This window comes from Rhizobium sp. 22-785-1, assembly GCF_053521965.1.
Map to the genome: position 1 here is coordinate 24138 of NZ_JBNWDI010000006.1, position 17669 is coordinate 41806.

Below are 17669 nucleotides of genomic sequence, written 5' to 3' on the forward strand. Positions count from 1 at the left end.
ATCGGACCAGCGACCATGCTTTCGCTCCGCTAAGTGATTGAACGCCTTGTGTCATGGCGCGCGAAGGAAACAAATCGATGAGTTTCGGAAAGCAGCCAGTCTGCAAAAGCCTGTATTGGAGCGTCACCCAACCGGATGGGCTCCGGGAGGATCAGGCTGAACGTCTTGGAAATGGCTTGGCTTTCGGGCCAAGGAGCGATTAGACGCCCTTCCGCCAACTCCGTCTCGACATATAGCCGCGGCACCAGCGCAACGCCAAGTCCCGCCAGTGCGGCCTCGATCAGCATAATATGGAGGTCGTAGTATGGACCGATCGCAGGATTGGTGAGCGTGATCCCTGTCTCCTGCGCATAACGTTGCCACGCATCCGGGTTCTGGCGACGATGCAGACGTGGCAGATGGTCGAGCGACACCACGTCTGCGCCTTTGTCGAGAAGCGCCGGATGACAGACAGGCATCAGCGTTTCGTGCAGCAACGGGTGCGTCCTCATTCCGGTCCATGCGGGATGCTCGTAATGGATGGCGGCGTCGAAACCGCTTCCGGCGAGCACGAATGGTTCCATTCGTTCGGCAAGATGCACGATGATGTTAGGGTGGCGCTCCTGAAATCGTCCAAGGCGGGGAATGAGCCATCGCGTGGCGAAAGTCGGGATCGTCGCGATATCGATGCTGGCGCCATCGCTGGGCTGCCCCATCAGATACTGGCTGTCACGCTCCAGCCGATCAAGAGACTCGCGAATCTGGGCGGCATACCGCTCCCCGCTTGGCAGAAGCCTGACGCGATTGCCGACGCGCTCGAACAGCGTCAAGCCGAGGAAAGCCTCCAGCCGACCGATCTGGCGGCTGATTGCTCCTTCGGTCAGTGCTAACTCGTCCGCTGCGCGTGCGAAGCTGCCATGACGCGCCGACGCCTCGAACGCCATGAGAGCGGAATTGCTGGGAATTTTACGGCGCATCCGTGGTCTCCGCAGGTCTGATCGATCCCAGCTTGATATTAGATCATTGAAGGATGACCCAATATCGATATCCATCGGATCATTCGCCTCCTATCATGACAAAATATCAATGACAAACGAAGCCGGAAGCGCTGTGCGGCCGGCAGGAAGCGATAAGATGATCTATACAGTTGAATGCAGCTTTGCTGACCCGCACAGCGAGGCGGAGTGGAACGCGTTTTACAGCCTGGACAAGCTGCCGGCCCTGATTTCCGTGAGCGGCTTTCACACCTCACAGCGTTTCAAGGCGTTGAGAGGCGGCTGTCCCGTCTACCTCGCTCTCCATTCGATCGACGGCCTCGATATTCTGACCGGCGAAGAATATAGCCAGAAGGGCGGCGGCAACTTCGCCCGCTGGCAGCAACACATCACGGATTGGCACCGAAACCTGTACGAGGGCGTCGAGCGCGCCCCGGCCGTCGGCGAAACCGAATATCTGGTGCTGAGCACAACAGGGCCTCAGCCGCTGCGCGAATTGGGCCTGACGCCATTTGCGATGCGCGCGGTCGCCATGGAGAAGTTCCCGGAACATCGGTGGCTCGCGACAGCATGTCGCGACGTGATCGGAGATATCGGACATCTGCCGGACGATGTTCACGTCTATGCGCCGATGACGCCGCAATTGACGAACGGCGATGACGTCGCCTCCGCCAGCGCGCGGTGAACGTCGATGCCCAATGTCACCCTCTACATCTCGCAAGACAGGATACCGCCGGAGGAGACGCTCGTGGCGCTCACGGAGCGATGCACAGCGCTCTGCACCGACATCCTTCGGGCGGCCTTGGAGAATGTGCATGTCATTTTTGTCACCGTTCGGCATGGCCGGGGGCATCCGGCCTTTGCCGAGATCCAGTATCGCCTCGAACCTTTCCGGACAGCGGCCGTGATGGACCGGTTCATGATGGAATTGGACGACGTCATTCAGAGCAGCACCGATCTGACCGCGCGCATTCGCTGCTTCGGCTACGAAGCGTCGAGCATCCACGCACGCAACTGAACTCACGCCAGAGAAGAACATGACGATGACCGATTTTCCCACCCAGACGGTTGGCGACCTGACCCTCACAGCCATCAGTGACGGCTATCTCCACGCCAGTTTCGGCCTACTCTCGAATATCGATGCCGACGATGCCTCTCAAATGCAGGAGAATGCGGGGATACGGGATCACACCGCTATCCACATCAACTGCTATCTGGTGCGCGGAGGGGGTCGCACGGTCCTGATCGATGCCGGCGCGGGCGGTTTCAAACAATGGGGCGGTCGGCTGAAGGACAACCTCGCCCAGGCGGGCATCCAGCCTGCTGCTATCGACGCCATCCTGTTGACGCACGCCCATCCAGACCATGTGGGTGGACTGCTCAATCCCACAGGCGAAGCCGCATTCCCAAACGCCGAGCTCATCGCCCATCGGCAGGAAGTTGCGTTCTGGCAGGATGACGGCAATCTGAGCCGCGCGCCCGAGCGTGCCCATGGCAACTTCATCTTCTCCCGTCGGGCGTTTGCCGCTTATCGTGGCAGGTTGCGCATGTTCGAGACCGGCGACGTGCTTCCCGGCATGACGGCAGTTCCGCTCCCTGGTCATACGGCAGGACATACCGGCTACCGCCTTGGGTCCGGTGGCCAGAACCTGTTGGTCTGGGGCGACATAGTCCATTTCCCCCAGATCCAGATCTCACGGCCGGATGTGTCGATCGCGTTCGATCAGGATACACATCTCGCCGCAGAGACGCGATCGAGATTGCTGGATATGGTCAGTTCGGAACGGCTTCTGATCGCCGGGATGCATCTTGGTGAGCTCGGTTTCGCGCGCATCGAGCGAACGGGGGGAAATTACCACGTCGCCTATGAGGAACGAGCACAGCATTCTCCACATGCGTGACAGAAGGCGTTCACGCTCGTTGGGTATTTAGGAACGTGAGACCAACTTCCTGCCCAAGTCCTCCAGATCGCCCAGAAAGCAGCACGACGATCCCTGATTTGATTCATACACGAAGTCCTTCAGCGCTCTGCTTAGGCATTCGCCGTTATGACGACCTACGCCAATCGAGCGGTGTCACCAACGCCACCCTGTCGGACCGGCTGAAACTGCTGGAGGAAAACGGGCTCGTCGAGCGACGGCAGTATAAGACACGGCCCGATCGGTTCGAATATCAGCCGACCGGAAGAGGTCGCGACCTCGGCCTCCTCACGCAGGCAATGGTGCAGATCGACGTCCGGTGGAACCTGTCCAACCTCGAAGGACCGCCCCTCGACTTCATCGACAGGCGAACGGGCCAATGCGTCAAATTGATTACCGTCAATCGGGAAACGAGCGAGCCAGTCGAGAGGGATCAGCTCGGCGTGCGATCCGGCCGCAGCGCCGACGCATTAATGACCTGGCGGCTCTCACGGGGATGCGAGAGCGCAGAGACCTCTGCAGTCCGTTCCGGCCAAAGTTAGGGCGCGGACTATCCCGCAGTCCGGGACGACCATTCCTCCGCCAGAAGCCGGTAAATCAGCGAATCCCGAACGCCGATATGCGTCTGCCATTCGGCCCGCAGGCGCCCCTCCAGCGTGAAGCCGAGCCTCGTCAACAGCGCGATCGACGGCTGGTTGTCCGGATCGGTATCGGCGAAAATGCGCCGTTGTCCCTCGGCGAATAATTGGTCGATCAGCATGGCAACAGCTTCGTGCGCATACCCATGCCCCTGTGCTTCGCGCGCAAGCAGATAGCCAATCTCGGACACGCCTTCGCGTTTCTTTCCTGCCGCCACAAAGCCAACGGCAAGCTCTTCATCTGCCCGTACAATCGCCCATGAGCGCCAGTTCGATTGATCGTCGTTGGCGAAATACTCCCTCAGATCCTTGACACGCTCAAAGGGTGCGCGAGACCACCACCGCATCATCTCTGGATCGGCCATCGTCAAAAACAAGGCGTCAGCGTCGGACGGACGGCGTGGGCGCAGTGTCAGGCGATGCGGCTTTGACGTGTCGCCGATCAAAGTCAGTGCTGCTTCTGGGAATACCATTCTTAATTCCTTTCCGAATGCGTATGCGGTGCAAGACGGCTAGACTCGATCAGGCTTGGCAGCTCACGCTCGAACAGGGTCGCAAGCGTCCGGATTCGAGATGGGATCGGTCGGGTCGCCGAATAAAGAATATGAAGGTCAAAGCCGGTCAACTCGAAGTCCGGCAGAATGCGCCTGAGGCGCTCGGCGGCGAGGTCATCGGAGCAAACGGGTCCCTGTAAGACACCAATTGGCCCGCCATCAAGCAGTATTGCGTACAAAGGCCGCCAATTGCTCATCGTCATCACGACGTCGACCGGCACCAACGTCAGTCGGGCATCGTCGGCAAAGGCGGTGCGCTGCCCCAATAATGTGCTCCTGAATTGCAACGGATGTCGGCCGCGATGACGACTTCTGTTCAGCGGAAGAGAGTGCATATGTGGTCAGCGAATGCGCGCACTCTTGGGACCATGTCTGCTCGATTTGGAAACGTTAGATTGAGCCGCGTCGGGCGGAGCCCCGCGTGCGGGAGGAGCGGTTCTGCATTGCCAGTCATAACGGCATCCTGGCACAAGCCTTGCGGCAACAGAGCAACACCAAAGCCGTTCAACATCAGATCCCGGGCCAAGGCGTGGCTATCGACCTCGATCGCACCGGCAGGTAGGGATGCACCACCAAGCACATGCTTTTCCAGATATCCGCGCAAGACTGGTTGCGGGGAGATGAAATCCTCCACCTCGCTGATATTTTCCGGCCGCCCCTTTCGCTCCAGCCACGATGTGCTCGCATAGAAGGCCCATTCGATGTCGAGCAACCGTCGTTCGATTGCAGTCTGGGCAGGGTTCGCGCCGACTCTGACCGCAATGTCGATGTTGTCCTCGACAAGATCCATAACGGCATTTGTCGACATGATCTGGAAGCGGACTGCCGTGTGGGCCTGCGTGAAGCTGGTGATTGCGCTCGCCAACAACGCGGTGGGGAAATCCGCCGGGACGGTCAGCCTGATCAGACCGCCCAGTACGCCATCTCCCGCTTGCAGGTCATCAAGCGCCCGGACGAGAACATCTACCGGACCCGACGCCTTGTCATAGAGGCGCTGTCCCTCGTCCGTTAGGGCAAAAGAACGGGTCGAGCGCTTGAGCAACCGAACCCCTAGCGTTTCTTCGAGCGCCCTGACCTGAAGGCTCACCGTCGAACGCGGCGTGCTCGTGCGCCGGGCCGCTGCGGTAAAGCCGCCAGCACGAACCACTTCTACAAAGGTCTGGATCGGATCAAGCTTCATCATTGTCCAGAATAATAGATGATGATGGCAGAGCTTGCCAGATAATCGTTCTTGCTCTGATGAGGTACCGTGGGTCCGGATCATAAGGAGACCACATCATGGACATCACCCCTCATCCCGCCTCGCCTGCAAGCGGCGTACTCTCCTCTCACGCAACCGCACGCTTCTCGGGTATCGATGCCGAAATCCTGCTCGGTGGTGAAGCAACTCCCATGACCGTCATGGCGATGACGGTCCAACCGGATCAGGGCGCACCTTCTGGGGTGAAGTCCGAGCCATCATGCCACTTCACTCCCTCGCGCACATCCATCCAGACCTTGGTCTTGTCGTCGTTCCAGCCCCAGTCGGTCAGTAAACCGGGCTCGAAGGAAAGATCCGGCTTCTGGCCAATATATTGATCGTAAATGGAGCGGTAGATCGCCTGGATGGCGGGATTAACGCCGGAAAGCCCAACTGTCCCGTCAAAGGATGGCAGGTTAGAATTGAAGGCAATCGTCAGAGTATTTGTTTGCGCAGCTTGAACCGGGATGCGCCCGGCAAGGATGCCGGTCAGAACGGTAGCCGCACCTAGTCCCAGTACGCCACGACGCGTCATGTCAGTCATTTTGGACTCCTAAAGTTCCCCTTGAAGGACTTCCGGTGTTTCCCGGATTAGCAATTGTTTTAAACTTAAAATTAAAATCAGGATTTTGACAAGAGCCACGTCGTCCATTTTTAGAAAATAATATGAAAGGGAATATTTCTTGGCGGCACTTCCGGCACGCCGCCAGTCGCGTTTCCGCTGGTACTTCTGGATAGTACAGCTATGCAAAGGCTTGTTGGGCCGAGCGGTTCGCAACATAAAACGCCGCGCTGATCGCAAACCATCGAGCTCTCACACAGGCAATTTATTTTAAGCTTGATGCATTATCGAGAAAATGTATGCATACAGAAATAAAATCATAATACTGGTGGAATGAGATGGCTGAATTCGATGCGGTGGTTCTGGGAGCAGGTCACAACGGGCTGGCAGCGGCGGTTCATCTGGCCGCGAGGGGCTGGAAGGTCGCAGTAGTCGAGGCAAAGGCCACTGCCGGCGGTGCGGTGAAGACGCAGGAAGTGATCGAACCTGGCTTCCGGCACGATCTGGCAGCGATGAACCTTTCGATGTTCGCTGGCTCCGCTTTTCATCAAACCTACGCTCAAGACCTCGCAACGCATGGTCTGAAGTTCGTCCCCGCCGCGAAGTGCTTTGCCAGCGTTTTTCCAGACGGAACCCATCTCGGCATTGGCACTGACCTTGCAGCCAATAAAGCGGCAATTGCTGCCCTTTCGGCGAAAGATGCCGAAAGCTTCGCCGCCATGTCGGCAGAGTTCGGCGCCAAGGCTCCGCATCTCTTTGGACTGCTTGGGGCACCCATGCCTTCGTTTCTCAGCGTCAAGACGATCTGGAAAGCCTGGCGAGCAGGTGGCATTCCGCTGCTAACCGACCTGCTCCGCCTGCTACTGTCCTCGCCACGCGGTTTTCTCGATCGGCATTTTGACAATGAGAAGCTGAAGGTCACCATGGCGACGTGGGGCCTCCATCTGGATTTCCCGCCAGATGCTTCCGGTGGCGCACTCTTTCCTTATCTGGAAACGATGGCTGATCAGGCCTTCGGCATGGTGATCGGTGAAGGCGGCGCGGATATCATCATCAAGGCGATGGTGAGCCTGCTGGAGAGCAAAGGTGGCGAGGTGTTCCTCAATTCTCCTGTCACCTCTGTGGAAATCTTCAACAACACAAAGAAAGTCGTCACACTTGCAGATGGACGCAGACTTACGGCGAAACGTGCCATCATCTCCAACATTCACCCCAAGCTTCTCTTCGACGGAATCGTGAAGACCGGTCGGTTGCCGCCCAAATTCGCCGAAGGCATCAAGTCCTACCGGTCTGGACCAGGCGCAATGATGATCCATTTGACGCTGGACGGCTTGCCGGACTGGATAGCCTCTCCAGAACTGAAAACCTACGCCTACGTCCACATAGCGCCCACTCTTTCGATGATGACGAAGGTTTACGACGAAGCAATCTCTGGTCTTCTGCCTCAAGAACCGGCTCTCGTCGTCGGTCAGCCTACCGCGGTTGATCCAACCCGCGCGCCCGATGGCAAGCATGTGCTGTGGGTACAGGTGCGCGTGCTCCCGGCAGAGATCAAGGGCGACGCTGCAGGCAAGATCAACGCCACGGACTGGGCGTCGGTAAAAGACGCCTATGCCGAGCGCGTCATCTCGATCATTGAGAACTACGCGCCAGGCTTTCGGTCTAAAATTCGAGGGTGCTCGGTCTGGTCACCCGTCGATTTACAGGCGGAAAACCCTAATCTCATCGGCGGCGATAGTTTGTCCGGCTCGCATCATCTTGACCAGAACTTCCTCTTTCGCCCCGTTGCAGGCTATTCGCGCTACAAGAGCCCCATCGATGGCCTGTACATGTGCGGGGCCGCGACGTGGCCGGGTGCAGGAACGGGAGCCGGCTCTGGCTTCATGCTGGCAAAGATGCTTGCTGGGTGACAAGCAAGTCCGCCTGCTGAGGTGGTTCCAGTCGGGTAATGCCCAACAACAAGCGAAGCATCACCGCGACTTGTCCTACGCCTGTAGTCTGGACGCCAGGAAGTGGTCAATGCCGGCCTGAGCACATTGCGTATCCTGGGCTGGCGTGCCTGAACTCAGGCCAATTCCGCCTACGACCTCGCCATCAACTATCACTGGCAATCCGCCGCCTACAACCACCAGGCGCCCACCGATCGCAGAGTTGATGCCATAGGCGGGGTTGCCTGGCTGGCTTGCCGCGCCGTAACTCTCGGTCGTGCGCTTGGCGCCGGCCGCCGTGTACGCTTTGTCCTGGGCAATGATGGTGCTGGTTATCTTACCCCCGTCCATTCGTTCAAATGCGATCAACTGACCGGATTCATCGACAACAGCGATACACATTGGCACGCCAATTTCCGTTGCTTTCGCTCGCGCTCCTGCAATCAGGCTGCGCGCGTCCTCTATGTCCAAACGCTTGATGACCAACATTTGCTGTTTCCTCTCGTGTACCTACCAACTCAGGCAGCGCACCGCATTCGAAAGATCAATAGCGGGCACTAGCCTGTTACTCGACGCAAAGACTATCATTGAATGAGGTCGCTCCGATCTTCGGAACGACACTCCCCCAAGGATATCAAAGCGCGAGTTGACGGCGAAGCGTTTCCAGACGCTCCATCGCGATAACTCCCTCGACGATCGTCGGCGCGGGGGTACTTGCTCCAGCAAGGGCGGGAACCACATCTGCAAGCAGAGAATGGTAGCCTTTGGGATCCTCATTGGCCGCTGCCGTAAAGTTCGGCTTCCATGTCAGCGTGTCGCAATCCTCGTTCAGTGTTGCACCGAGATCATCGATCTTGAACGGCGGGTTTCGGTGCCATTTGATATCGATCACGTCGTCCACTTCGATCCGCTGGTGATCGCCCATGAGCTCAATGCGCTCGACCGGCGTGCCGCGCGATTGGATGGTGCCCATCGCCACATTCCCGATAGCCCCGCATTCGAATTCGAAGCCAACGTGGAAGAGTACGCGCCCCGGTGTTTTCTCGACTTTGCGGGCGTTAATCGAGCGGACGGGGGAAACCAGGAAAGACACGAGATCCATGTAATGAACGCAATGGTGAAGGAAGAAGCCGGTATAGTCGACGTTACCCACGAAGTAGCCCGGTGCGGTCATGTAGTAGCCAGTCAATCCCAGGACATCGCCGAAACGACCGGACTTGACGATATTGGCTGCCATGCGATTACCGATCGAGTACCGTTTCATGAAGCCCAGAAGGAGCGGTTTCTTGGCCTTTTCCGAAGCAGCCAAAAGTTCACGAGCACCGGCAGCGCTGCCCGACGGCGGCTTTTCCATGAAAACAGGCAAGCCCCGCTCGAGAGCCATCTTTCCGAAAGCCAAGTGCTGGTCGGGGCCAACCGCCATTCCGACGGCGTCGAGTCCCGGCGTCTTCAGCAGATCGGCAACGTCACTGACCAGATTGGTCACTCCGAACTGACGGCCAGCATCTTTAAGGCGCGCGCCGTCAATATCGCAAAGCGCGACGAGGTCGACGTCATGGCGAACAAGCTGCGGAAGCAGCATCTGCGTGGCGTGAATGCCGCAGCCGATCCAACCGATTTTTATAGTCATCGACGATACTCCGTCAGCAGGAGGTGAGATTTCATGAACGCGCACGAGGCAGACAGGCGATTGCTCTCGTCTTCATGGGGCGCCCGCCACTGGGCTAACGGAACACCGAAACGGTCATCGGTACGACGAAAAGGTTCGAGCGAGATCGGCCCCTTGTAACCAACCTCATGGAGGGCGCGGCAGACGTCGACCCAGTCCGTCAAGCCCGTCCCAGGGAAGCCACGATGGTTCTCGTTCGCCTGGAAATGGACAAGGCGATCCCCTGCGAGCCGGATGGCCTCTGATAGCGAACTTTCTTCCATGTGCATGTGGAAGGTGTCGAGCATGAGCTTCACAGCAGGATGATCGACGGCATCAAGCAGTTCCATCGCCTGCTGCGTCGTACATAGCACGTCGCTCTCGAAACGGTTGAGGGGCTCCACCGCCAGAACAATGCCGGCCTTCTGCGCGTAGTCTCCCGCCTCCTTCAGCCCTCTGACACATCGATCTTTTCGTGCAAGGCGCTCAGCTTCTTCCACGACCTGTGGGGCACGACCTGCGAAGACCAGCGGGTTTCCTGTCAATGGCCCCCCAACCACCGTCGCGCCGAGACCAGCAGCACAATCGACCGTGTATTTGAGATAATCGATACCGGCACGATGCGCATCCACGTCGGCGGACGACAGGTTCCTCTGCAGATTGACACGAGCGGCGAGAACAACGCCAATTCCGGCATCGTCGAGAGCCTTTTTTGTCTCAGTGATAGCGAGCTCACCGATTTCTGGAACAAGAAGCTCAACGAAATCATAGCCATGATCGCGCATTTTCATGAACAGCGGGAAATGCTCAGCCGTGAAAGGGCGGGCATACTGCATGGATATCAACCCTATGGGGTTCATCTTTGTGTCCTTATGATTGAATAAAATTCCATTGCCGCGAAGACCTCTGCGAGGACGCTCAGCCCTTCACGGCGCCCTGCGTCAGACCGCCGATCAGCCGACGCTGAACGAGCAGGAAAAGAATTGTTGCTGGCATGGCCCCGACCACGGCACCTGCGGCAAGCAGGCCCCATTCGATTTGATACTCACCGATCAACGTCTGGATAGCGACTGTCACAGGCCGAACATTGCGGCCACCAAGCGTTAACGCGTAGAGATATTCATTCCAGGCGGTGATGAAGATGTAGATCCCGGTCGAAATGATCCCCGGCATTGTCAGAGGCAGAACCACCTTCCGGAGAGCCGTCAGACGTGAACATCCGTCTGTCATCGCCGCTTCATCGAGACTTCTAGGGATCGCGGCGATATAGCTTGTCAGCATCCAGACCGCGAACGGAATGGCGACCGTCGCATTCGCGAGAATAAGCCCAATATGCGTGTCGAGAATGCCGAACCGGCGCATCAGCACAAAAAGCGGCAGGATAAGCAGGACCATCGGGAACATGTTGATTAGCAGGAACTGCATCATCAATAGTTTCCGCCCACGGAAGCGAAAGCGCGAGAATGCATAGGCAGCGGTGACCGAAACGATCAGTCCGATGACGACCGTGCCTCCGGCGATGATCAGGCTATCTCCCATGTTTTTTAGAAACGACGTCTGCTCGATGAGCCGAACATAGTTGTCCATACTCCAACCCATGGGCGACAGCGAGACCCCGGTAGCCGAAAGGACGGCTGTTGGCGTGAGTGACGTTAGTATCATCCACACGAACGGTGCCATGGCGAACAGGACGATCGCAAGAACAGGCAAATCTGTTGTGAGGATCCGGCGAAGCGTGCTTTTCTGTGTCATCTTTCTACCTCGCGCATGGTGCGAGCGAGATAGAGAACCACGAACGCGCCAAGAAGGATGGTGAAGGTAACGGCAATGGACGTGCCGTATCCGAAGTCGAGGTTTTGGCGAGCTTTTATGAACGCATAGAGCGGCAGGGTGTAGGTGGCATATCCAGGTCCGCCCCCGGTCATCACGAAGATGACATCCATTGAATTTGCAACCCAGATCACGCGCAACAGCCCTGCGGTCGCAAGAACCGGCGCGATCCCAGGCAACGTTATATGCAGGAACTGCCTCCATGATGACGCCCCGTCGATCGACGCAGCTTCGTACTGACTCTTCGGGATGCCTTGCAGCCCCGCGAGGATCATGACCGCGAAAAAGGGGAAGCCTTGCCATGTCAGCGTTGCTATAATCGCATAGATCGCGACCTTTGGATCGGCGAGCCATGGAACTGCCGCTTGGACGACCGACAGATAGATAAGGATGTCGTTCAGCACACCTGTATTGGGATCATAAATCCAACGCCACATCAGGGCGATCACCACGCTGGGTAGGGCCCAGGGAATAATGATCAGCGCTCGCGCCAGACCACGCCACGGAAACTCCCGGTTCAAGAGCAAAGCCGTCAGAAGGCCGAGCCCCATCTGAAGCGGTACGGTCAAACCGATCCATAACAGAGTGTTCCAGAGTGCGGCCCAGAAAACAGGATCGTTGAAGAGCTTCACATAGTTTCCGAAACCGACGAACTTGCTGGCATTCGGTTTAAAAAGGATGAGATCGTAGAAACTCGTCCACACCGCCTGCACCATCGGCATGAAGACAATGACCAGCGTCACGACAAATGCAGGCGCAAGCAGGACATATGGAAGAAGCCGTTCCGAGCGCCAGTCGAAAATCGCGCGGCGCTGCGAGGAAGATGTTGCTAACAAAGACATACTGCGTCCGTTTCATTGCCGGGAAGAAGCCCCGACACAGTTGTCGGGGCAAGGAGGTGGCGGCTACTACTCAGCGAAAAGCGCCTGCAGCTGCTCCATCATCTGCTGAGAGGTTACCTGCCCCGTCAGCGCCTGCTGCATATTCGTCTGCCACGCGCTATTGACGAATTCGGAAACATTCGAGGTTTGGGGCAGTACCTTCGCAAACGGCAGCGATTGGACCGTCGCATCAACGAAGCGGCGCTCGTGAAGCTTCCAATTCGCCGAACCGCTCTTGGTCACGGTCATCTGGCCAGTGGCGCTATTGAAAGCGACGTTGTTCTCACCCTCTGCGAGAAATGAAATCCACTTCCAGGCTGCGTCCTTGACTGAGGAACTGGAGAAGATCGCAAGAGACTCGTCGCCATAGGACGTCCACTGACCGTTGCCACACTTCGGAACGGGCACCGCGGATACCTTATCGCCCAGCGCAGCAACGAGATCCTTCGATGAACCGATGTGGTGGATCGTCATCGCCGTTTTGCCCGATTTGAAAGCTGCAATGATTTCCTGGAACCCATCATTGGGGGCGGATGGCGGAATTACCTTGTCCTTCTGGAAGAGGTCGATCACCCACTGATTGGCCGCAATCGCCTCGGGCTTGATCAGGCCGCCTGGCTTCAGTTCTGCTCCCTGAGAAAAGACAAACGCGCCCCACTGATCCCAGCCTCCCTTGCCGCCGCGCAGGCCAAATCCATAGGTGTCAGGTGCCTTTGTCAGCTTGATAGCGGCGTTTCTGAAATCTTCGCAGGTCTTGGGTGGCTGCAGACCAGCCGCCTGAAAAAGATCGCTCCGATAATAGAGATAAAGAGCGACATACTGGATAGGCAGATAATATTGAGTGCCGTCCGGCCCCTTGTTCAGTTCGAGTACGTTATCGAGAAGATCGGCTTTGCCTTTCCAGGCATCGATCTTGTCGCCGATCGGCTCAAGCGCGCCCATTTCGACGAGACGCGGTTGAGCGAAAAGCTTCACCATCGCGGCATCAGGTGCGTTACCGCCCACAAGCGACGTGTATAGATTATCGTAATAGCTGTTCCACGGGACATTCTCGGCCTGAATTGTAATACCCGGATTGGCTGCTTCAAACTTTTTGACCAGGTCAGCCATCGGGTTGGCTGGATTGTCGAAATGATACCAAAAGCGGACCGTTTCCGCCTTTGCCTGGGATAGCGCCGCCGACGCCGCCAGTGCAGCGCCGAGCGCCATTGCTTTCAGAAATTTCATGCCTTCCTCCTCCAGGTTTGTTTTGTTTTCAGCGGCTGGTTAGTCGCCTAGCTGCACTGCCCGCTGCCGCCAACGCCTCCCGCGCGGCAGACAGCTCGGATGTGTTCTGCAAAAAGCCGTGAATCACGCCCGGGATGATCAACAACTCATCGCTGCGACCAAGCGATTGAAGACGCTCGCTCAGAGCCAGCGTGTCCGACAGAAGAGGGTCAACCTCCGCGGCCATCAAATGAAGAGGCGGCAGCGATGACAGTTGCAGATCGGTTGCGACGAGCGGACATGCCAAAGGGTCAGCTTCGATCTTCTCCCCCCCGGCATAGAAGCCCCAATAACGCTGCATCTTGCCACGCGTCAGTCCGGGCCCTTCGCTGAAGCGCACGTAGGAGGCCGTCTCGAATGAACACGCATAGTTCCCGTAGAACAGCAGCCCACCGTCTGGGAGTGGCCGTCCATCCTGCTCTTCGTGCAGCATGGCTGCCAATGCGAGATTGGCACCGGCGGAGTCGCCAGCTACCAGCAAAGGGCCATCGCAAACACCGAAAGCAGATGTTGCGCTAAAGACGTGACGGAGTGCCGATACCACGTCCTTCAGACCTGCAGGAAACGGACATTCGGGCGCAAGCCGGTAGTCCGGCAACACCACAGGCATCCCGCTTTCAATCGCAAGGACTCGTGCACAGCGCTCGTGCGTTTCCGGAGAACCGAATGCAAAGCCTCCACCATGTACGAACAGGATTGCTCCGTGCCCAGCACCATTCGGCACGAGAATTTTCAGGCGACAGCGGGCGGCACCAAGTTCTTGATCTTCATCGACCCAGACTTCCGAGACGCTCTGCATCGGCGGCAGATCGACATTGCAACGCGCGCTCGCGAACGCCGCCTGGGCCCTTCCCTCTTCAACCGCCAACGTCGTTGGGTCTGGTAACGGGCCAAGCTCCGCCAGCGTCTTTGCCATCAAAGCAGCGGTCTCTGCCGACAACGCACCCGATAGCACCTGGGCGGCGCTCACTGAACGCTCTCCGGAAATACCTCAGGACCAAAATCGACGATCGTTGCAATGTGGTGATGCATGGAAGCGGCTGCGCGCCGCGCGTCACCGCTTTCGATAGACTCGATGATGCTGCGGTGACGCAGTGCGGTTGCCTTCAAGTCGCGCGACATCGGGCTACGCGAAATCTTGAACCGATGATTATGAACCAGGCAGCGATGAAGAATGGGATCGAGGGCGGGCAGATTGGCATCCTCGAAGATTCGACGATGAAAATCACGGTCGACAGCTGCAAGCTCCAGTTCGTCGGCAGCGTCCGCGGCGTCCAACATTTTGCTCAACAGGTCCTCAAGGTCTTTGACCAGGGTTCGGCTCGGAGCGCGCATCATCCTTGCAATGCCGCTACCCTCGATCTGCTGCCGCAGCCGAAACATTTCGATTGCCTCGTCAGCGGTACACTCGGAAACCTGCGTGCCCCGACGACCCTTTCGAAGCACAAGGCCCTCTTCCTGCAACTGCAACAAGGCTTCGCGGACAGTGCCCTGACTGCATTGAAAGTGCGTTGCTAGATCGAGTTCGGTCAATCCCGTTCCCGGTTCAAGCACGCCAAGCATGATGTCCCGTTTCAGCGTGTCAAACGCTGCGCTGGATTTGAGGGATTTCGTCGCGGTTTGCCTGGGTGGAAAATATGCCATCCGAATGTGCCTGCGCTGTTGCGTATCGATGAACTTATCATTATCGATATTGACATCGATAATGATCGTCAAGCACGAAGTTGCGACCAGGGAGGAAAACGTGGCCGAAATTGCGCTGAAGGAAATCCAGAAGTCTTACGGCAGTCTAAAAGTTATTCACGACATCGATATTGATATTGAAAGCGGCGAATTTCTCGTCTTGGTTGGCCCGTCCGGGTGCGGAAAGTCCACCCTTCTTCGAATGATTGCCGGACTGGAGGAGATTTCCGGTGGGGAGTTGCACATTGAAGGACGGACAGTGAATCGTCTGCCGCCTGCAGAACGCAACATCGCAATGGTTTTCCAGGACTACGCGCTTTATCCACACATGAGCGTGAGAGACAATATGTCTTTCGGCCTGAAGATGCGTGGCAGCAAAGACGAGGAAATCGGTCACCGTGTTTCTCACGCGGCTGATATCCTTAAGATCACAGACTATTTGGACCGCCGCCCTGCGCAGCTTTCCGGTGGCCAGCGCCAACGCGTCGCCATGGGTCGAGCAATTGTCCGGGAACCTGCCGCGTTTCTCTTTGACGAGCCATTGTCCAATCTTGACGCAGCGCTCCGTGTCGAGATGCGGCTTGAGATTGCTAAGCTCCACCATCGCATGAAGGCGACCACCATTTACGTTACGCACGATCAGGTGGAGGCGATGACATTAGCGGACCGCATTGTTGTGATGAATGCTGGCGTTATCGAACAAATCGGCAAACCTCTGGATTTGTATCACAGACCAGCAAGCTTGTTTGTCGCCCGCTTTATCGGCAGCCCGACTATGAACACCCTTCCTGCAAACCTCGCTCGTGGCCTGCTCACGTTACTCAACAAGTCGATCCATCTAGATGATGCTGTTGCTTACGGCAGGCTCGACGGTCAGATCGTGGTCGGCATTCGGCCTGAAGACCTTATAGAGTGTTCTGAGGACGACGCCTGGGTAACCGGAGAGTTAGTAGTTGTAGAACGCTTGGGCAGTCAGACATATGGTTACGTGGAGATCGGTCATTCGAAAATGCTCTGCGCGGAGTTCCCTCGAACAAGTGACGTGAACGTTGGTGAGACGTTACATTTTCGAGTGCGCACCGAAAGTCTCCATCTTTTTGATCCTAAGACGGGCCGCAGGATAAATCCGGTGTGAGAGCGCTAACCGACGGAGCCACATACCGAGCTTACCGCCGTCCTTAGAACGTTCCACGGGCGTTCGCATTTTAGCGATCGCTTCACCGGCCGTGAAGGGTCCGATGTCTTATGGACGTCTCAAGAAAGGAGCTACTCCATTGGCAGACATCGGACTAAGGGCGCAGGCGCTTTCACTCGCGGTAAAACGGATTACCGAACTGCAGCGTCAGATAACCGAACTTGTCTTGGCGATGACAGGAGATAGGCTGACGGAAATCGTGTTTGCCGCGGGAGTGAAAGCCTTCCTCAGGGCTCGATGTAATTTGTCTGTCATCGAGCTATCGACCTACATGGGACGCGAAGCCCCTTAAAGCCTCGCAGCTCGTTCTTCGCAACACGCGAGCATCGTGCCGCGTCGTCAAAGCTCTGGTCGGTGCTGAGCAGCAGGCACGTCAGGAAATTCTCGAAAGAATGGAGATCGGCGCAAGGATCAATACAAGAGATGTCCCGCCGGCTAGGAAGCGGCTGGCCGACGCTACGTTGACGCCAGCTAAAGCAATGACCGCTGCCTCCTTCGAAGAGAAAGTCGCGTGGTTTGTGAGGAGCCAAAAAAGCGTTTTCGAACTACTGGCGAAAAGTGTACGCTCGCAGAGCCAGAGCCTCGCCAGCAGGCAGGAATTATTCAGCTCGAATGTAACCTCGCCGTCAGCAACGCCAGGAATGATTTGACTTCAACTACCCAGCGACACCAGCAACTGCCCTGTGTCCGCCTGCAGGCATTCTTGTTTACAGATCCTTGCACAATCCATGTGTCGAAAGAGTGTAGTGTGCGAACAGTGTTCTAGTATATTGTAAAAAACTGTAACGACTACCGTTGGGGGCAGAGTTGGCAAACGATATGTGGCTTCAATTGAATGGTGCGAAGCTCGGTATGTACACGTGGGATCTGTCTCGAAACAGCCTCGTTGGCGATGAGTACTACTCTTATCTCTACGGGTTTGATCCAGACAAACTTGCTGCTGGAATCGACATCGAGACCCTTTTGTCCAAAATCCTGCAAGAGGATAGAGAAATTGTCGCCGAGCGGACCCATGCCTCCATTCTTGATGGATTATTCGGCACAATATCCTTCAGGGTCACAAGACGATCAGGTCTATTAAGGCTCGGCGCGTTCGGCCGGTGTATCAAAGACGTGGACGGAACACCGAATTTTTTCACAGGCGCAGTCTTCGAGTTGGGGTCTGACAATCCGCGTTTCAGCTACCGCTCACCGACAAGCTTTCAATAATTTCGCTCTCTAGACAGCAGAAAGCGACACAGCGGCTCGCATCTGTCACGCAAGCAAGGATGTCCGCCTGACGAGCTTCGTACCCCTCTGTCGCGCATTCTGATCAGCGTCCTGTGTTAGGACAGGCGGGGACGATCTCCCT

21 protein-coding genes and 1 pseudogene are annotated in these 17669 nt (G+C 57.0%); 8 read left to right on the top strand and 14 right to left on the bottom strand.

Annotated features, from left to right (window positions below):
- Positions 1-29: 29 nt before the first annotated feature.
- Positions 30-956 (bottom strand): LysR substrate-binding domain-containing protein, encoded by a 927-nt coding sequence (locus ACQZ5M_RS13405; protein WP_449079980.1) that lies wholly within the window; start codon positions 954-956, stop codon positions 30-32.
- A gap of 157 nt (positions 957-1113) precedes the next feature.
- On the opposite strand from ACQZ5M_RS13405, the gene ACQZ5M_RS13410 reads away from it, so the two are divergent.
- Genes ACQZ5M_RS13410 through ACQZ5M_RS13420 form a run of 3 tightly spaced genes read left to right on the top strand, consistent with a single transcriptional unit; the run spans position 1114 to position 2875 of the window.
- On the top strand, positions 1114-1659 hold the full coding sequence (locus tag ACQZ5M_RS13410) for a sugar ABC transporter (protein WP_445543229.1): 546 nt from the start codon (positions 1114-1116) through the stop codon (positions 1657-1659).
- A gap of 6 nt (positions 1660-1665) precedes the next feature.
- Positions 1666-1992 carry a hypothetical protein gene (locus ACQZ5M_RS13415; protein ID WP_449079981.1) on the top strand — a complete coding sequence of 109 codons (327 nt, stop codon included), beginning with the start codon at positions 1666-1668 and terminating at the stop codon, positions 1990-1992.
- Between the two features lie 25 nt (positions 1993-2017).
- A complete protein-coding gene (locus tag ACQZ5M_RS13420; protein WP_449079982.1) occupies positions 2018-2875 on the top strand; it encodes an MBL fold metallo-hydrolase in 858 nt (285 codons plus the stop codon).
- A 27-nt stretch (positions 2876-2902) separates the two neighbouring features.
- Here ACQZ5M_RS13420 and ACQZ5M_RS13425 read toward each other — a convergent pair whose 3' ends face one another.
- The gene (locus ACQZ5M_RS13425; RefSeq protein ID WP_445543236.1) at positions 2903-2986 is read right to left on the bottom strand and encodes a hypothetical protein; all 84 of its coding nucleotides are present in this window, start codon (positions 2984-2986) and stop codon (positions 2903-2905) included.
- Here ACQZ5M_RS13425 and ACQZ5M_RS13430 point away from each other — a divergent pair.
- A complete protein-coding gene (locus ACQZ5M_RS13430) occupies positions 2974-3435 on the top strand; it encodes a winged helix-turn-helix transcriptional regulator (protein ID WP_445543232.1) in 462 nt (153 codons plus the stop codon). The genes ACQZ5M_RS13425 and ACQZ5M_RS13430 overlap by 13 nt on opposite strands.
- Before the next feature lie 8 nt (positions 3436-3443).
- Here the strand turns inward: ACQZ5M_RS13430 and ACQZ5M_RS13435 are convergent, their stop codons facing one another.
- From ACQZ5M_RS13435 to ACQZ5M_RS13450, 4 genes and pseudogenes are all read right to left on the bottom strand, one after another.
- Complete coding sequence (locus tag ACQZ5M_RS13435; RefSeq protein WP_449079983.1) at positions 3444-4004, bottom strand: GNAT family N-acetyltransferase; 561 nt, start codon at positions 4002-4004, stop codon at positions 3444-3446.
- A gap of 2 nt (positions 4005-4006) precedes the next feature.
- On the bottom strand, positions 4007-4420 hold the full coding sequence (locus ACQZ5M_RS13440; RefSeq protein WP_449079984.1) for a LysR substrate-binding domain-containing protein: 414 nt from the start codon (positions 4418-4420) through the stop codon (positions 4007-4009).
- Positions 4402-5265, bottom strand: coding sequence for a LysR family transcriptional regulator (locus tag ACQZ5M_RS13445; RefSeq protein ID WP_449079985.1), 864 nt, complete (start codon positions 5263-5265; stop codon positions 4402-4404). Before ACQZ5M_RS13445 ends, ACQZ5M_RS13440 begins: the two co-directional genes overlap by 19 nt.
- Positions 5266-5521: 256 nt before the next feature.
- Positions 5522-5869: pseudogene (locus ACQZ5M_RS13450) on the bottom strand (ABC transporter substrate-binding protein); the annotation flags it as partial.
- 356 nt (positions 5870-6225) lie between these two features.
- Here ACQZ5M_RS13450 and ACQZ5M_RS13455 point away from each other — a divergent pair.
- Positions 6226-7797, top strand: coding sequence for a phytoene desaturase family protein (locus ACQZ5M_RS13455; RefSeq protein WP_449079986.1), 1572 nt, complete (start codon positions 6226-6228; stop codon positions 7795-7797).
- A 75-nt stretch (positions 7798-7872) separates the two neighbouring features.
- Here the strand turns inward: ACQZ5M_RS13455 and ACQZ5M_RS13460 are convergent, their stop codons facing one another.
- The 8 genes from ACQZ5M_RS13460 to ACQZ5M_RS13495 all read right to left on the bottom strand — a co-directional run bounded on the left by ACQZ5M_RS13460 (position 7873) and on the right by ACQZ5M_RS13495 (position 15084).
- Complete coding sequence (locus ACQZ5M_RS13460; RefSeq protein WP_449079987.1) at positions 7873-8304, bottom strand: GlcG/HbpS family heme-binding protein; 432 nt, start codon at positions 8302-8304, stop codon at positions 7873-7875.
- A 145-nt stretch (positions 8305-8449) separates the two neighbouring features.
- Positions 8450-9445 carry a Gfo/Idh/MocA family protein gene (locus ACQZ5M_RS13465; RefSeq protein WP_449079988.1) on the bottom strand — a complete coding sequence of 332 codons (996 nt, stop codon included), beginning with the start codon at positions 9443-9445 and terminating at the stop codon, positions 8450-8452.
- Entirely contained in the window at positions 9442-10323 is an 882-nt protein-coding gene (locus ACQZ5M_RS13470; protein ID WP_449079989.1) for a sugar phosphate isomerase/epimerase family protein, read from the bottom strand. The genes ACQZ5M_RS13465 and ACQZ5M_RS13470 overlap by 4 nt, the downstream gene beginning before the upstream one ends.
- Before the next feature lie 58 nt (positions 10324-10381).
- Positions 10382-11215 carry a carbohydrate ABC transporter permease gene (locus ACQZ5M_RS13475; RefSeq protein WP_449079990.1) on the bottom strand — a complete coding sequence of 278 codons (834 nt, stop codon included), beginning with the start codon at positions 11213-11215 and terminating at the stop codon, positions 10382-10384.
- Positions 11212-12135: a carbohydrate ABC transporter permease gene (locus tag ACQZ5M_RS13480; protein ID WP_296081672.1), complete on the bottom strand. Its 924-nt coding sequence runs from the start codon at positions 12133-12135 to the stop codon at positions 11212-11214. The genes ACQZ5M_RS13475 and ACQZ5M_RS13480 overlap by 4 nt, the downstream gene beginning before the upstream one ends.
- Before the next feature lie 66 nt (positions 12136-12201).
- Entirely contained in the window at positions 12202-13401 is a 1200-nt protein-coding gene (locus ACQZ5M_RS13485; RefSeq protein WP_296101416.1) for an ABC transporter substrate-binding protein, read from the bottom strand.
- Positions 13402-13429: 28 nt separating this feature from the next.
- Entirely contained in the window at positions 13430-14410 is a 981-nt protein-coding gene (locus ACQZ5M_RS13490) for an alpha/beta hydrolase (RefSeq protein WP_449079991.1), read from the bottom strand.
- Positions 14407-15084, bottom strand: coding sequence for a GntR family transcriptional regulator (locus tag ACQZ5M_RS13495; RefSeq protein ID WP_296101414.1), 678 nt, complete (start codon positions 15082-15084; stop codon positions 14407-14409). Before ACQZ5M_RS13495 ends, ACQZ5M_RS13490 begins: the two co-directional genes overlap by 4 nt.
- Positions 15085-15184: 100 nt before the next feature.
- Here ACQZ5M_RS13495 and ACQZ5M_RS13500 point away from each other — a divergent pair, with 100 nt between their 5' ends.
- From ACQZ5M_RS13500 to ACQZ5M_RS13510, 3 genes are all read left to right on the top strand, one after another.
- Positions 15185-16258, top strand: a complete 1074-nt coding sequence (locus tag ACQZ5M_RS13500; protein WP_449080139.1) for an ABC transporter ATP-binding protein — start codon at positions 15185-15187, stop codon at positions 16256-16258.
- A gap of 139 nt (positions 16259-16397) precedes the next feature.
- Entirely contained in the window at positions 16398-16610 is a 213-nt protein-coding gene (locus ACQZ5M_RS13505) for a hypothetical protein (protein WP_449079992.1), read from the top strand.
- 515 nt (positions 16611-17125) lie between these two features.
- Positions 17126-17527 carry a hypothetical protein gene (locus ACQZ5M_RS13510; protein WP_449079993.1) on the top strand — a complete coding sequence of 134 codons (402 nt, stop codon included), beginning with the start codon at positions 17126-17128 and terminating at the stop codon, positions 17525-17527.
- Positions 17528-17669 lie beyond the last annotated feature (142 nt).

What these genes read in the sequence shown, in the direction of transcription:
- ACQZ5M_RS13435 (WP_449079983.1), bottom strand. Translation starts at nt 4,004, where the DNA reads ATGGTATTCCCAGAAGCAGCACTGACTTTGATCGGCGACACGTCAAAG.
- ACQZ5M_RS13470 (WP_449079989.1), bottom strand. Translation starts at nt 10,323, where the DNA reads ATGAACCCCATAGGGTTGATATCCATGCAGTATGCCCGCCCTTTCACG.
- ACQZ5M_RS13410 (WP_445543229.1), top strand. Translation starts at nt 1,114, where the DNA reads ATGATCTATACAGTTGAATGCAGCTTTGCTGACCCGCACAGCGAGGCG.
- ACQZ5M_RS13465 (WP_449079988.1), bottom strand. Translation starts at nt 9,445, where the DNA reads ATGACTATAAAAATCGGTTGGATCGGCTGCGGCATTCACGCCACGCAG.
- ACQZ5M_RS13420 (WP_449079982.1), top strand. Translation starts at nt 2,018, where the DNA reads ATGACCGATTTTCCCACCCAGACGGTTGGCGACCTGACCCTCACAGCC.
- ACQZ5M_RS13485 (WP_296101416.1), bottom strand. Translation starts at nt 13,401, where the DNA reads ATGAAATTTCTGAAAGCAATGGCGCTCGGCGCTGCACTGGCGGCGTCG.
- ACQZ5M_RS13415 (WP_449079981.1), top strand. Translation starts at nt 1,666, where the DNA reads ATGCCCAATGTCACCCTCTACATCTCGCAAGACAGGATACCGCCGGAG.
- ACQZ5M_RS13405 (WP_449079980.1), bottom strand. Translation starts at nt 956, where the DNA reads ATGCGCCGTAAAATTCCCAGCAATTCCGCTCTCATGGCGTTCGAGGCG.
- ACQZ5M_RS13455 (WP_449079986.1), top strand. Translation starts at nt 6,226, where the DNA reads ATGGCTGAATTCGATGCGGTGGTTCTGGGAGCAGGTCACAACGGGCTG.
- ACQZ5M_RS13445 (WP_449079985.1), bottom strand. Translation starts at nt 5,265, where the DNA reads ATGAAGCTTGATCCGATCCAGACCTTTGTAGAAGTGGTTCGTGCTGGC.
- ACQZ5M_RS13440 (WP_449079984.1), bottom strand. Translation starts at nt 4,420, where the DNA reads ATGCACTCTCTTCCGCTGAACAGAAGTCGTCATCGCGGCCGACATCCG.
- ACQZ5M_RS13460 (WP_449079987.1), bottom strand. Translation starts at nt 8,304, where the DNA reads ATGTTGGTCATCAAGCGTTTGGACATAGAGGACGCGCGCAGCCTGATT.
- ACQZ5M_RS13475 (WP_449079990.1), bottom strand. Translation starts at nt 11,215, where the DNA reads ATGACACAGAAAAGCACGCTTCGCCGGATCCTCACAACAGATTTGCCT.
- ACQZ5M_RS13495 (WP_296101414.1), bottom strand. Translation starts at nt 15,084, where the DNA reads ATGGCATATTTTCCACCCAGGCAAACCGCGACGAAATCCCTCAAATCC.
- ACQZ5M_RS13480 (WP_296081672.1), bottom strand. Translation starts at nt 12,135, where the DNA reads ATGTCTTTGTTAGCAACATCTTCCTCGCAGCGCCGCGCGATTTTCGAC.